The organism is Actinoplanes sp. NPDC049599 (assembly GCF_044465625.1).
GTDB lineage: Bacteria > Actinomycetota > Actinomycetes > Mycobacteriales > Micromonosporaceae > Actinoplanes.
In genome coordinates this window covers 499217-513349 of sequence record NZ_JBITLX010000002.1, presented here as the reverse complement: position 1 = coordinate 513349, position 14133 = coordinate 499217, and the positions used below count along the sequence as shown (strand labels likewise).

Below are 14133 nucleotides of genomic sequence, written 5' to 3'. Positions count from 1 at the left end.
GGCTCGGCCATGAGTGTCTGGGTTGAACCGCACATGGCTGATGCCGACGACGGCCGTGCCGGTGCGGGCGGGATGGGCATGACGAGGGAGGCTCGGCCATGAGCATCTGCGTTGGACCGTGCCTGGCTCACGCCGATGAGGGCCGAGAGGGCATGACCAGGGAGGCCCAGCAATGACCGACATCGCCGAACGCGCCCGGACGCTGACGCAGCAGCGGCGTCCGTTCGTGCACGCCACCGTTGTGCGTGCGCAGGAGCCGACCTCGGCGCGTGCGGGAGACGCGGCCGTCATTCTCGACGACGGTTCCATCGAGGGCTTCGTCGGCGGGCAGTGCGCGGAGAGTTCCGTGCGTTCCGCCGCGCTCGACACGTTGCGGGACGGTCAGACGCTGCTGCTCCGGGTGCTGCCGGACAGCTCTGCCGACTTCCCGGAGACGCCGGGCGCGCTGGTCGTGGTGAACCCGTGCCACTCCGGCGGCGCGATCGAGATCTTTCTGCGGCCGGTGCTGCCCGCGCCGGTGCTGCGGCTGGTCGGTAGCACGCCGATCAGCGATGCGGTGGCGACGCTGGCCGGCTTCCTCGACCTCGAGGTGGTCCGCGGCGAGAGCTTCGAGGGTGCGACCGCTGCCGTGGTGGCGGGGCTCGGCAAGGGGGAGGAAGCGGCGATCCGGCAGGCGCTGGACGCCGGGGTGGGCTTCATCGCCCTGGTGGCCAGCCGTCGGCGCGGCGCGGCGGTGCTTGACGGCCTCGGGCTGAGCGACGAGGAGCGGGCTCGCGTGCACACTCCGGCCGGTGTGGACATCGGGGCGCGTACCCCGCAGGAGATCGCCCTGTCGATCATGGCGGAGGTGGTCCGCGCGATCCGGGTCGACGGCCTGGCCGCGCCCGTCGGCGGGCAGCCGCCTGCGGCGCCGCCGACGGCGATCGACCCGATCTGCGGCATGACGGTCGTGATCGGACCGGATGCGATCGCGGCCGGAGGCCACTACTTCTGCGGTACGGGCTGCCGGACCGCATTCCTCGCGCGGGCCTGATCGTGTTCGTGTGCGGCATCGTCCTCGCGGCGGGCAACTCGGCTCGTTTCCGGGCTTCGTCCGACGGCTCGGATGCCACGACCGGTGCCGGTCAGGGAACGGGGCGCGCGGGTGCCGGCGAGGGAACGGGGCGCGCAGGCGCCGGCGGGCTCGTCGAGACGAAGCAGTTGTTGCCCTATCGGGGGCGGACGTTGCTTGATGCCGCGCTCGACACTGCGCGGGCCTGTGCGTTTGACCAGCGGATTGTCACGCTCGGCGGGTCGGGTGCCGCGGTGCGGGCGCGAGTTGATCTCAACGGGTTCACCGTTGTTGACGTGCCTGCCGCCGGCAGCGGATGCGGTGCCTCGGTGCGGACTGCGGCCGGCACGGTTGATCCGCGGGCCGACGGGCTGGTGTTGCTGCTGGGGGATCAGCCGCAGGTGCGGGCGGCCTCGGTCGCCGCGCTGATCGCTGCCGCCGGGGACAGTTCGATCGGTGTCTGTCGTTACGGCGATGGGCTGGGGCATCCGTTCTGGTTCCGGCGGGAGGTGTTCGCCGCGTTGCGGGAGTTGCACGGTGACAAGGCGGTGTGGAAGTTGCTGCACTCCGGGGACTTCGCGGTCACCGAGGTGCCGGTCGACGGGCCGGTGCCCATCGATGTCGACACGCCAGCGGACTACCGGCGGCTCCTGGCCGGAGATCACCTTGTCGGCTGATCACGACCTCACCGGACTGTTCAGCGGGCCGGACGAGGTTCGGCAGCGGCTCGACCGGGTTGACTATCTCGTCGACGACGGGCTGGCCATGGCGCTCTTCCTGGCGTTGCGGCTGGGACGGCCGTTGCTGCTCGAGGGTGAGCCCGGCGTCGGCAAGACCGCTGCGGCCAAGGCGCTCGCCCGGGTGCTCGGCACGGCGCTCATCCGGCTGCAGTGCTACGAGGGTCTCGGCGTACCGGAAGCGCTTTATGAATGGAACCACCAGCGGCAGCTGCTGGCCATCCGGCTCGCGGAGGCCCGGTCGGAGAAGCTCGGCGAGGCGGATCTGTTCACCGCCGACTTCCTGCTCGAACGGCCGATCCTGCGGGCCGTGCGCGATGCCGGGCCGGTGCCGCCCGTGCTGCTCATCGACGAGATCGACCGGGCCGACGACGAGTTCGAGGCGCTGCTGTTCGAGTTCCTCGGCGAGGCCGCGATCACCATTCCCGAGCTGGGCACGTTCACCGCCGCGCGGCCGCCGATCGTGGTGCTGACCTCGAACCGCAGCCGCGAGTTGCACGATGCGCTGCGCCGGCGTTGCCTGTATCACTGGATCGACTACCCGTCGGCCGTCCGCGCGGCGGAGATCCTGCGCCGCACGGTGCCCGGCGCGGACGCGGCGCTGATCAACGCCGCCACGGCGTTCGTCGGCCGGGTCCGCGGCCTTGATCTCGACAAGTCGCCGGGGATGGCCGAGACGATCGACTGGGTCGGCGCGCTGTCGGCGCTGGGCGTCACCGACCTGGTCCCTGACCAGGTGGTCCGCACGCTCGGCGCGATCGCGAAGACCCCCGACGACCGTGATCTGATCACGGCGGCCCTCGCGGCCGGACCCCAGGAAAGGTAACCATGAAGATCACCAACGAGTTCACGGTGCACACGCCGATCGAGCGGGCCTGGGCGGTGCTGACCGACCTCGAGGGCATCGCGCCGTGCCTGCCGGGCGCGCAGCTCACCGGGATCGACGGGGACACCTACTCCGGCAAGGTGAAGGTCAAGGTCGGCCCGGTGGTGTCGGACTTCGCGGGTACGGCCCGGTTCGTCGAGAAGGACGACCAGGCCCGGCGCGCGGTGATCGACGCGAAGGGGCGCGACTCCCGATCGGCGGGCAACGCGGCGGCGTTGGTGACGGCGCAACTGCGCGCGGACGGCGACCGGACGCTGGTCAACGTGGACACCGACCTGAAGATCTCCGGGAAGCTGGCCCAGTTCGGCAGCGGGATGATCAAGGAGGTGTCGGGGAAGCTGCTGGGTCAGTTCGTCGCCAACCTGGAGGCCAAACTCGCGGCCGAGCCTGCTGCTGGAACGCCTGCGGTGGGTGTGCCGACGGCTGGGGTGACTCCGGGTGGTTCGGGCGGCACGCCTTTGCGCGCTGCGGCTCCGGCTGCGGTTGGTGGGTCTGCGTCGAGCAGCGGGTCGGCAGCAGGTGGCGCGTCGGAAACGGATGGTGGGTCCGCGCTGACGGCCGGCTCCGCGGGGGGCATCGGCTCCGCATCGGGATCCGGCTCTGCGCCGGCCGGCGGAGCGGCGTCAGGCGGCGGATCGGACTCGGATAGTGGAAGCGGGTCTGGTGGCGGGAGTGTGGCCGGGGACAGGCAGTCCGCCACGACCGGTTCCGGCGGCGGCGGCGAGGATTCCGAGGGTGCCGGGCCGCTCGGCGCGGGCACGGTTACCGCTGGTGATCCTGGGGTGGCGCAGACTCCGTCCGAGACCCCGGCGACCGCGTTCGATGTGGCTGCTTCGGCCAGCTCTGTGCACGGTTCCGCGCTGCATGTTGTGCCTGAGCAGGACAGTTCCGGCTCTTCGTCGACCGGTGACGGTGATGGTGCTCTGCGTGAGGAGCCGGAGGCGCTTGATCTGCTTGCGCTTGCCGGGGGTTCGGTTTACAAGCGGTTGATTCCGGTCGGGATCGGGGCCGTGGTGGTTGCGGCCGTGATCGTCTGGTTTGTTGCCCGGCGGTGAGGTGGTGCTGCGGGGTGTCGACCGGGCTGCTTTTGCGGTGGGGCTCGGTGGGCGGTTGCGGCGGGCCGGGGTGCCGGTCGGGTTGACCGATGTGGACGATTTTGTCCGGGCGCTTGGGGTGTGTCCGCCGCGGTCGCGGGATGAGCTTTACTGGTCCGCGCGGGTCAGTTTGGTGCGGCGGCAGGCCGACCTTGCCGCTTTTGAGCGGGTCTTTCGCGGGGTTTTTGACGATGCCGTGATCGTTGCGCCGCGTCGGGGGGCCGGGCCTCGGGGGGATTCCTTCGTGTCGTTGCCTGCTTCCGAGGGTTCGCCTGACGGGGGTGGGTTGCCGTGGGCGACGTTGCCGCCGGTTGTCGGGGACGCCGAGGAGGCCGGGGCCGAGCGGAGTGTGCCCGAGCGGCGGCCCAGCGGTCTTGCCGGGCTGGCCGACCGGCCGTTCGAGGAGCTTGATGCCGCGCAGGTCGCGGCGCTGGGGGAGCGGTTGCGGGCGGCCGACTGGCCGTCGCGGCGGACCCGGCGGGCGCGGATCGGGGCTTCCGGGCGGCGGATCGCGTTGCGGCCCACGTTGACCCGGGCCCGGCGGACCGGCTGGGAGCCCGTTGCCCTCGTCCGGTCGCGGCCTGAGCGCCGGCCGCGGCGGGTGGTGCTGCTCTGTGATGTCAGCCAGTCCATGCAGGCTCAGGCCACCGCCTACCTGCATCTCATGCGGGCCTTCGCGACCGTTGCCGACGCGGAGGTGTTCGCCTTCGCGACCACGTTGACCCGGCTGACCGTGGTGCTGCGGCACACCTCGGCGGTGGCCGCGGTCGAGCGCGCCGGGGAGATCGTCACCGACCGGTTCGGGGGCACTCGGATCGCTACCAACCTGCGGGCGTTGCTGGCCTCGCATCACGGCAACGCGGTTCGGGGTGCTGTCGTGGTGATCGGCTCCGACGGGTGGGACAGCGATCCGCCGGCTGAGCTGGCGGCGGTTCTGGCCCGGTTGCGGCGGCGGGCGTACCGGATCATCTGGATGAATCCGCGGGCCGGGGTGGCCGGGTTCGCGCCGCAGGTCGGGGCGATGGCGGCGGCTCTGCCCTTCTGCGATCGGTTGGTGCCGGCCGGGACGTTCGATGATCTGGCGCAGGTCGCTGTGGAGATCGCTGAGTGTGCGAGGACGCGTGTGTGACGAGGTGTCGGCCGGCTGAGGCGACACGCCTGAGCGAGGAGGGCGAGCCCGCCCGGACCCCTCAGCTCCACAGGGTCACGTGCACCGACGGGCGGAAGTGGCCCACCGTCACCCCGGCCCCCCGCATCATCGCCTGGATCGCCCTCGGCGTCGCCGCGAACCTGCTCAACTCCGCCGCCGCCGACGGCCCTGCCTGGCCGATCAGCATCAGCGAGTGCCACACCGCGTCCACTGTCACCTGCTGCCCCGTCACGTGCACCAGATGGCCGTGCGCCACGTCCTGTGCCACCGTGAACGACAGCCCGGCCGCCACGCCCTTTCCCCGCTTCGCCTCCTCCAGCGCCGCCGCGTGGCTCTGGAAGATCTGCTGCCTGCTCTCCGGCACGCCCAGGCGGCGCAGCATCGCCGGCACCGCCCCCGCCGTCGCTGCCGCCGACGGGCCCAGCAGCCAGGTCTGGTCGCGGAGCTGGTGCGGGCCCGCCGTCACCCCGGCCAGGGGGTGGGTCGGGCCGACCACCAGGACGATCCGGTAGTTCATCACCGGGCGGACGGTCAGCGCCGGGTCGATCGCGGCCGGCTGGGGGCCGATCGCCACGTCCACCGTGCGGGTCAGCAGCAGCGATTCGAACTGGGCCGGGTTGCAGACGCTCAGCTCCACGTCCAGGTCCGCCGAGCGTTTCGCGAACAGTTCGATCAGCCCGGGTGCCGCGTGCTCGGCGAACAGGCTTGACGCCGCCACCCGCAGCAGCCTTCTGCCCCGGCCGGCCGCGCTGACCTCGAGCACCGTGCGGTCCTGGAGGCCGAGCAGTTCCGTCGCGCGGCTGGCCAGGCGCAGTCCGCCCGGCGTGAACGCCAGGCCGGCCGCCGTCCGGGAGAACAGCGGGTCGCCGAGTTCGCGGCGGAGCTGGCCGATGTGCAGGGAGACCGCCGATTCGGAGACCTCCAACTGGGCGGCTGCCCGCTTGACGGAGCCTAGTCGCACGACGGCGGAGTACGCCCTCAGCTGCGTGGGCGTCATGCGCGCGCTTCCATGCCGGTAAATCTAGCCCGCGGTCCGCCGGCCGGTGGCCCCGGTTGATCTGTCCCGGCGGAGGCGATCTGTGTCGGTTAGGCGGCAACCGGTGGACGGGTGTTCGCAGGCGATGACATCGCCCGATAGGGTGACCTTTCCTGTCGGGGGATGGGGCGGCGTCGGCCGCCGGGGGCGTAGGAGTAAACGGCATGTCGGACGAGCGGACCACCCCGCTGCGCCCGCGTGATCCCCGCCGGCTCGGCCCCTACGAGTTGCTCAGCCGGCTCGGCGAGGGTGGCATGGGCACCGTCTACCTGGCTCGCAGTGCCGCCGGGGTGCTGGTCGCGGTCAAGATGGTGCGTGCCGACCTGGCTCCCGACGACGCTTTCCGGCGCCGGTTCCGCAGCGAGGTCAACCGGGTGCGGCAGGTGCCGCCCTTCTGCACCGCCGAGGTGCTCGACGCCGACCCCGACCATGAGCAGCCCTACCTGGTCGTCGAGTACGTCGACGGGCCGAGCCTCGCCGAGGTCGTCGAGAGCCGCGGGCCGCTCACCGCCGCCAATCTGCACAGTGTCGCGATCGGCGTGGCCACCGCCCTGACCGCCATCCACGGCGCCGGGGTCATCCACCGCGACCTCAAGCCGCGCAACGTGCTGCTGGCGCCCGGCAGCCCCAAGGTCATCGACTTCGGCATCGCCCGGGCGATGGAGGCGACCAGCGCGCACACGTACACCGATCAGATGGTCGGGACGGTCGCGTACATGGCGCCGGAGCGGTTCGGTCCCGACGTCGACCAGCCGCTCACGCCCGCCGCCGACGTGTTCGCCTGGGGCGGCGTCGTCGCATACGCGGGCACCGGACGCACCCCGTTCAGCGCCGACTCGCCGCCCGCGACCGCCGCGCGGATCCTCACCCAGCCGCCGGACCTGAGCGGGCTCAGCGGACCGCTGCGCGACCTCATCGGGCACGCCCTGGAGAAGGACCCGGCCAACCGGCCCAGCGCCCGTGAACTGCTGGATCTGCTGGTCGACGGGCCGCAGCGGCCGGCCGCGTCCGGCGCCGCCCTGGACCATCAGCCGGGGCTGCGCTTCGCCGCGCAGGAGGCGCAGGCGGTCACCGGGGTGCATCCCGCCGGGCAGCTCACCGCGCTGACCGCCGAGCCGACCCTGGTGGGTTACTCCGAGAACGCGATCGTCACGCAGCCGGTGCCGACCTCGCCGGCCGCGCCCGGCACGCCGTTCACCAGCGATCCCGCGCCGCGCCGGCCCTGGGTGCTGCCGGTCGCGGTGGCCCTGTTGATCGTCGCGATCCTGGCGGTCGGCGGGGCGGTCGCGGCCTTCTGGCCGAACGGCGCCGGGGGCGTCGTGGACCCGGGCGGCACCACGGAGGCGTACCCGGGCATCGGCGAGCCCGACCCCGACGCGGAGCCGATGCTGGCCGACTCGCTGGCCCAGGAGCGGCTCTGGCAGGCCACCTCGGACGACCGGGAGAAGGCCTCGTGCTCGTTCGACGGCGGCCTGGTGGTGCGCCGCGACACCCGCGGCGTCTTCCGCTGCCGCGGGCCGCAGGACGCCGAGCCCGCCGACCTGCAGGCGGAGGTCAAGGTCCAGTTGCTCACCCCGGACAGCTGCGCCTCGATCTGGATGCGCTTCGCGCAGAACCGGGGCTATCAGGTACGCGTCTGCGAGCGCAACGTCTACATCGGCACCCACAAGTCCGAGCAGACCGAGGTGCTCAGGACGTTCCCGCTCGACGACGCCGCGATCGGGCTGCGCGCCCCGGCGACCCGGATCACCGTGAGCATCGTCGGTGACGTGCTCGAGGTGCTGCGCGACGGCGAGCTGGTGGGCGCCGTGCCCGCGCAGGACGGGGAGATCCTCGGCGGCCGGGTGGTGCTGGGGATCTTCACCGAGCGCAGCGCGCCGGTGAAGGGGCCTTACGAGGTCGCGTTCACCGACATCAAGATCTGGCCGATCGACCGCTGAGCGGCGGCCGGGCCCGGCGCTCCGGGCCCGGCCGCACGCCTCAGTCCTTGGTCAGGCCGGCCCGGCGCAGCGCGTCGGCCATCGCGCTGTTGCCGAAGGCGTTCGCACCGGAGGAGCCCTGGCCACCCTGCCGGGGCTGGCCACCCTGCCGCGGCTGGCCCTGACGGGCGGGCCGGTCCGAGCGGGCGGCCCCGTCCGAGCGGGCCGCCCCGTCCGAGCGGGCGGGACGGGCGGGACGGTCCTGACGGGCGGGACGGTCCTGGCGGGGCTCGCGCGGGGCGCGCTGCTCCGGCTTGTCCTCGAGCTTCATGGTCAGCGAGATCCGCTTGCGGGCCTCGTCCACGTCCACGACCCGCACCTTCACGACGTCGCCGGACTTGACCACCTCACGCGGGTCCTTCACGTAGGTGTTCGACAGCGCCGACACGTGCACCAGGCCGTCCTGGTGCACGCCGACGTCAACGAACGCGCCGAACGCCGCCACGTTGGTGACCACGCCCTCCAGGATCATTCCCGGCTTCAGGTGCGCCAGCTTCTCGACGCCCTCGGCGAACGTCGCCGTGGTGAACGCCGGGCGCGGGTCCCGGCCCGGCTTCTCCAGCTCACGCAGGATGTCGGTGACGGTCGGCAGGCCCACGGTCTCGGTGACGAACTTCTCCGGGCGCAGGGCCCGCAGCAGCGGGCTGTTGCCGATCACCGTCTTCAGGTCGCCGCCGGCGGTCGCCAGGATGGTCCGGACCACCGGGTACGACTCCGGGTGCACGCTGGACGCGTCCAGCGGGTCGTCGCCGTCCGGGATGCGCAGGAAGCCCGCGCACTGCTCGAACGCCTTCGGGCCGAGCCGGGCCACCTTCTTGATCTCCGAGCGGTTGCGGAACGGGCCGTTCGCGTCGCGGTGCAGCACGATGTTCTCGGCCAGGCCCGCGCCGATGCCCGACACCCGGGTCAGCAGCGGGGCCGACGCCGTGTTGACGTCCACGCCGACCGCGTTCACGCAGTCCTCGACCACCGCGTCCAGCGACTTCGAAAGCTTCACCTCGGACAGGTCGTGCTGGTACTGCCCGACCCCGATCGACCGGGGGTCGATCTTCACGAGCTCCGCGAGCGGATCCTGCAGGCGCCGGGCGATGGACACTGCTCCGCGCAGCGAGACGTCCATCCCGGGCAGTTCCTGCGACGCGTACGCCGAAGCCGAGTAGACAGACGCACCAGCCTCGGAGACCATCACCTTGGTCAGCCCCAGCGCAGGGTGCAGCTTGATCAGATCCGCCGCCAGCCGGTCCGTCTCCCGGGACGCCGTGCCGTTGCCGATCGCCACCAGGTCGACGTGGTGCTCCTTGGCCAGCGCGGCCAGGGTGTGCAGGGACTGGTCCCACTTGTTCTGCGGGACGTGCGGGTAGATCGTCGAGGTGGCCACGCACTTGCCGGTCGAGTCGACCACGGCCACCTTCACCCCCGTACGGAATCCGGGGTCGAGGCCCATGGTCGCGCGCGTGCCGGCGGGCGCGGCAAGGAGCAGGTCGCGCAGGTTGGCCGCGAAGACCCGGACGGCCTCGTCCTCGGCCGCCTGCCAGAGCCGGACCCGCAGGTCCGCGCCGAGGTGGATGAGGATTCTGGTCCGCCACGCCCAGCGCACCGTGTCGAGCAGCCAGCGGTCGCCGGGCCGGCCATGGTCGCTGATCCCGAACCTACCTGCCACGGAGGCTTCGAAGGTGGACGGAGAAAGGTCACCCTCCTCGGGCTCCATGGTCAGGTCCAGCACCTCCTCCTTCTCGCCGCGGAACATGGCGAGGATGCGGTGCGAGGGCAGCTTGGTGAACGGCTCGGCGAAGTCGAAGTAGTCGGCGAACTTGGCGCCGTCGGTCTCCTTGCCGTCGCGCACCTTGGCGCTCAGCCGGCCCTTGGTCCACATGCGTTCGCGCAGCTCACCGATGAGATCGGGGTCCTCGGCGAAACGCTCGATCAGGATCGCCCGGGCACCGTCGAGCGCCGCCGCGACATCGGCGATCCCCTTGTCGGCGTCCACGAAGGCCGCCGCCTCGGCCTTCGGCTCCCGGGTGGCGTCGCCGAGCAGCAGGTCGGCCAGCGGCTCCAGGCCGGCCTCGCGGGCGATCTGCGCCCGGGTCCGGCGCTTGGGCTTGAACGGCAGATAGATGTCCTCGAGCCGGGCCTTGGACTCCGCCGCGAGGATCTGCGCGGAGAGGGCGTCGTCGAGCTTGCCCTGCGAGCGGATCGACTCGAGCACGGCCGCCCGGCGGTCCTCGAGCTCCCGCAGGTAGCCGAGCCGCTCCTCGAGCGTGCGCAGCTGCTGGTCGTCGAGGGTGCCGGTGACCTCCTTGCGGTAACGGGCGATGAACGGCACGGTGGCTCCGCCGTCCAGCAGGTCGACCGCGGCCGTCACCTGTCCCTCGCGGACCCCGAGCTCCTGGGCAATGCGCTGATGGATGCTGGTCGTCACGTCGACGATTGTGACCGAGGCGCCCGGTGCTTGTCGCGCCGCCCCGCGATTACCGCGGAGATGATCACCCGGTCAGGAGGCGGCGGTGGCCCTGAGGTCGCGCTGCACCGCCCACAGCGCGGCCTCGGTGCGCGAGGCGGCGCCCGTCTTACGCAGCAGGTTCGACACGTGCACGGTGACCGTACGCACCGAGATGCCCAGTGCGCGGGCGATCTGCTTGTTCGACATGCCCTCGGCCAGGCAGCCGATGACCTCCCGCTCGCGGGCGGTCAGCTCCGGCTGCTCCTGCAGGTACGTCGGCAGCGTCGCGTCGGCCAGCGCCTCCGGACCGCCCGCCAGCGCCAGCAGCTCGGTCAACCGGTACGGGTTGCCGCCGGTGCGCCGCCACACCGCCTCCGCCACCTGGGGTGCCGGGGTGCTCTCGCCGTACACGTGATCAAGGATGCGCCGCACCTGGCCGGCGGTGAGCGCACCCAGATGCTGGCGCACCGCGCCGGGGGCTCCGGAGAGCCGGGCCAGGACCCGGGCGGTGAGCAGCTGGGAGACCGCCTCGTCCGGCGGGCGGCTGGTGACCAGCAGCAGGGCCGGCAGCTCCGCGCCGGCGAGCTCGCCGATCAGGTTGAGGCTGGCCGGGTCCAACGCGTGCAGATCCTCCACCACCAGCACGGCGGGTCGGCCGCCGACCAGCGTCCGCACGGTCGTGACGGCCAGCCGCAGCAGCGCGTCGGGCGTGTACCGCTCCCGGGGGACATCCGGATCCTGCGCCAGCCAGGCCAGCGCGTCCGGCGGCACCGGCAGCGCGGGCCGCGCACCCAGCCCGGCCAGCACCGCGGCCAGCCAGTCGTAGGGCGCGGGCGAGTGCAGCCGGGCCGAGCCGGAGAGCACCACCTGCGGCGTCGTGAGCTGCAACGCCGCCGCGGCCAGGGTGGTCTTGCCGGTGCCGGGCAGCCCGGTGATCACCGCGGGGACACATCTGCCGGTGGCGCCCACACGCTCCCAGGCGCCCCGGAGCTCGTCCAGCGCGGCCGTTCGTCCCACCATCGGTACCGGCATCACCACCCAACACTACGTACTACGTACTACAGACACCGCCTCAGCCCTTTGGCACTCTTGGGGCATGAGTGTCGTGCTACGTGCGGTCGCCGCGTCCGATCAGGGCCTGGTCCGGTCGAACAACGAGGACGCGGTCTTCGTCGGCGACCGGTTGCTGGTCGTGGCGGACGGCATGGGTGGCCTGCCGGCCGGGGAACTGGCCAGCGACATCCTGGTCCGCGCCCTCGCCGACGTGGACGGCAAGCCGGACACCGGGGAGCCGCTGCAGGACCTGATCGCGGCGCTGGACACGGCCAACGAGCGCATCGAGGCGGCGGTGGCCGACGACGACGCCCGCGACGGCATGGGCACGACGGTGACGACCCTGCTGCTCTCGGGCGACCGGGTGGCGGCCCTGAACGTGGGCGACTCCCGCTGCTACCTGAGCCGCGACGGCGAGCTGACCCAGATCACCCGCGACGACACGTACGTGCAGGCGCTGGTCGACCAGGGGGTGCTGACCCCGGACGACGCGCGCCGGCACCCGCAGCGGGCGCTGGTGACCCAGGCGGTGCAGGGCGGTCCGTTCCGGCCGGCCGGGCGGATGGTGCCGGTCCGGGTGGGTGACCGGTTCCTGCTGTGCAGCGACGGGCTCAGCGACTACGTCGAGGACGAGGTGATCGCGACGACGCTGCGCTCGTACCCGGACCGGCAGGTCTGCGCGGCGGAGCTGATCGCCCGCACGCTGGAGGCGGGCGCCCCGGACAACGTCACGGTGATCGTCGCGGACGTGGAAGAGGCCTGACCGCCGTCGTCCTATTTTTCCCGTTCGCCGCCACCAACGGCCGGTTTCGCGCTGCAATGGATGCCATAGGGCGCGGCACGGGCCGCAGGCTCCGAGCGATTGGGCACCGATCAGCATGGGTTGGTTGCATCGCATCAAATACCGGCTGGTCGCGGCGTTCACGGTCCCGCTGCTGGTGCTCTGTGTCGTCGGCTGGCTGGCCCATCGCAACACCGGCACCCTCGAGAACACCAGCGGCCAGGTGACGCACACCTACCAGGTGCTCGGCGCGCTGGACACGGTCACCTCGACGCTCAAGGACGCGGAGACCGGGCAGCGTGGCTACCTCATCACCGGCGAGGACCGGTACCTGACGCCGTACCAGGACGCCCTGCGGTCCATCGATCCGGCGATCGGCGCTGTCGCCTCGTTGACCAGCGACAACGCCGCCCAGCAGGAGCGGATCGCCACGCTGCGGCCGCTGGTGAAGAGCAAGTTCGCCGAGCTGGCCGAGACGATCGAGCTGCGCCGCACCGACGGTTTCGCGGCCGCGCAGGCCGTGGTGGCGACCGACCAGGGCAAGGCGGTCATGGACCAGATCCGGGCCGTCATCGCGGAGCTGGAGAAGGCCGAGTCGGGCCTGCTGGACGAGCGGGCCGCCCTGACCGCACAGACCGCGGACCACTCGCGGACCGCGATCCTGCTCGGCATCGCGGTCGCCGTGCTGCTGGTGGTCGTGCTCGCGTTCCTGCTGTCCCGCAGCATCCTGCGGCCGCTGAACGCGCTGACCGGGCGGCTGTCCGAGATCGCCGACGGCGAAGGCGACCTCACCCGCCGGGTCGACGAGACCCGCAAGGACGAGTTCGGCCCGCTGGCCGCGGCGTTCAACCGCTTCGTCGCCAAGCTGGCCACGACGATCCGGCAGATCGGCGACCAGGCGACCTCGCTGGCCGCGGCCAGCGAGGAACTCTCCGCCAGCTCCCAGCAGATCGCGGGCTCGGCCTCCGACACGTCCCGCCAGGTCGGCGGCGTCGCCGGCGCGACCGAATCGATGAGCGGGGCGCTGACCACCGTCGCCGCGGGCGCCGAGGAGATGGGCGCCTCGATCCGGGAGATCGCGTCCAACGCCTCCGACGCCAGCCGGGCCGGCGCCGAAGCCGTCGACGTGGCGAACGAGGCCACCCGGATCGTGGCCGAGCTGGGCACCTCGTCGGCGGAGATCGACAACGTGATCAAGCTGATCACGGCGATCGCCGAGCAGACCAACCTGCTCGCGCTGAACGCGACCATCGAGGCGGCCCGGGCCGGCGAGATGGGCAAGGGCTTCGCCGTGGTCGCCTCTGAGGTCAAGGACCTGGCCCAGGAGACCGCCCGCGCCACCGGCGACATCAGCCGCCGGGTGACCGACATCCAGCAGAGCGCGACGGCCACCACCGGGGCCATCAGCCGGATGAGTGAGATCATCGTGCAGGTCAACGACTACCAGACGACGATCGCGTCGGCGGTCGAGGAACAGACGGCGACGACGTCGGAGATGGCCCGCAACATCACGGACGCGTCCGGGAACAGCCGGGAGATCTCGGGCAGCCTGGTGGCGGTGACGGCCGCGGCGACCGAGACGTCAGCGGCGATCGTGGGCACCCAGCAGGCGATCAACGAGCTCGCCACGATGAGCTCCACGCTGCACACGCTGGTGAACCAGTTCAAGTACTGAGCGGGCAGCCGGGTTGACCGGGCGAATACGGTGACGGGGTGACGCAGCTGCCGCCCGAGGGCCCGAGCGAGGGCCAGCCCTCGTCGTCCGAACCGCCCGGTGAGCCGCCGGTGGATCTGGCCGCTTCGCCGGCGTGGCCTCCCTCCGGGCCGGCGGTGCCGGCTGCGGGGCCGACGGTCTGGTACCAGATGGATGCCCCACCGGGGTCCGCGGCCGGTCCGGCTGCCGGGCAGCCGCTGAGTCCGCCGCCG

The 14133-nt window shown here is 72.2% G+C and carries 11 protein-coding genes; 8 read left to right on the top strand and 3 right to left on the bottom strand.

Annotated features, from left to right (window positions below; translation table 11 throughout):
- Positions 1 to 172 precede the first annotated feature (172 nt).
- From ACIBQZ_RS05585 to ACIBQZ_RS05565, 5 genes are all read left to right on the top strand, one after another.
- Positions 173 to 1033, top strand: coding sequence for an XdhC family protein (locus tag ACIBQZ_RS05585; RefSeq protein WP_396087247.1), 861 nt, complete (start codon positions 173 to 175; stop codon positions 1031 to 1033).
- Between the two features lie 8 nt (positions 1034 to 1041).
- On the top strand, positions 1042 to 1728 hold the full coding sequence (locus ACIBQZ_RS05580; protein WP_396087246.1) for an NTP transferase domain-containing protein: 687 nt from the start codon (positions 1042 to 1044) through the stop codon (positions 1726 to 1728).
- Positions 1718 to 2614 carry an AAA family ATPase gene (locus tag ACIBQZ_RS05575; RefSeq protein WP_396087245.1) on the top strand — a complete coding sequence of 299 codons (897 nt, stop codon included), beginning with the start codon at positions 1718 to 1720 and terminating at the stop codon, positions 2612 to 2614. Before ACIBQZ_RS05580 ends, ACIBQZ_RS05575 begins: the two co-directional genes overlap by 11 nt.
- A gap of 2 nt (positions 2615 to 2616) precedes the next feature.
- Positions 2617 to 3729 carry an SRPBCC family protein gene (locus ACIBQZ_RS05570; protein WP_396087244.1) on the top strand — a complete coding sequence of 371 codons (1113 nt, stop codon included), beginning with the start codon at positions 2617 to 2619 and terminating at the stop codon, positions 3727 to 3729.
- A gap of 91 nt (positions 3730 to 3820) precedes the next feature.
- Positions 3821 to 4897, top strand: a complete 1077-nt coding sequence (locus ACIBQZ_RS05565) for a VWA domain-containing protein (protein ID WP_396087367.1) — start codon at positions 3821 to 3823, stop codon at positions 4895 to 4897.
- 61 nt (positions 4898 to 4958) lie between these two features.
- On the opposite strand, the gene ACIBQZ_RS05560 is transcribed toward ACIBQZ_RS05565, so the two are convergent.
- Positions 4959 to 5915 (bottom strand): LysR family transcriptional regulator, encoded by a 957-nt coding sequence (locus ACIBQZ_RS05560; RefSeq protein WP_396087243.1) that lies wholly within the window; start codon positions 5913 to 5915, stop codon positions 4959 to 4961.
- Positions 5916 to 6118: 203 nt separating this feature from the next.
- On the opposite strand from ACIBQZ_RS05560, the gene ACIBQZ_RS05555 reads away from it, so the two are divergent.
- Positions 6119 to 7894 carry a serine/threonine protein kinase gene (locus tag ACIBQZ_RS05555; protein ID WP_396087242.1) on the top strand — a complete coding sequence of 592 codons (1776 nt, stop codon included), beginning with the start codon at positions 6119 to 6121 and terminating at the stop codon, positions 7892 to 7894.
- A 40-nt stretch (positions 7895 to 7934) separates the two neighbouring features.
- Here the strand turns inward: ACIBQZ_RS05555 and ACIBQZ_RS05550 are convergent, their stop codons facing one another.
- Both ACIBQZ_RS05550 and ACIBQZ_RS05545 read right to left on the bottom strand, forming a co-directional pair.
- Positions 7935 to 10352 (bottom strand): Tex family protein, encoded by a 2418-nt coding sequence (locus ACIBQZ_RS05550; protein WP_396087241.1) that lies wholly within the window; start codon positions 10350 to 10352, stop codon positions 7935 to 7937.
- 72 nt (positions 10353 to 10424) lie between these two features.
- The gene (locus ACIBQZ_RS05545; protein WP_396087240.1) at positions 10425 to 11393 is read right to left on the bottom strand and encodes a LuxR C-terminal-related transcriptional regulator; all 969 of its coding nucleotides are present in this window, start codon (positions 11391 to 11393) and stop codon (positions 10425 to 10427) included.
- Positions 11394 to 11469: 76 nt separating this feature from the next.
- On the opposite strand from ACIBQZ_RS05545, the gene ACIBQZ_RS05540 reads away from it, so the two are divergent.
- Together ACIBQZ_RS05540 and ACIBQZ_RS05535 are read left to right on the top strand one after the other, a co-directional pair.
- Positions 11470 to 12189, top strand: coding sequence for a PP2C family protein-serine/threonine phosphatase (locus ACIBQZ_RS05540; protein ID WP_396087239.1), 720 nt, complete (start codon positions 11470 to 11472; stop codon positions 12187 to 12189).
- 124 nt (positions 12190 to 12313) lie between these two features.
- Entirely contained in the window at positions 12314 to 13882 is a 1569-nt protein-coding gene (locus ACIBQZ_RS05535; RefSeq protein ID WP_396087238.1) for a methyl-accepting chemotaxis protein, read from the top strand.
- The last annotated feature ends 251 nt before the right edge of the window (positions 13883 to 14133 follow it).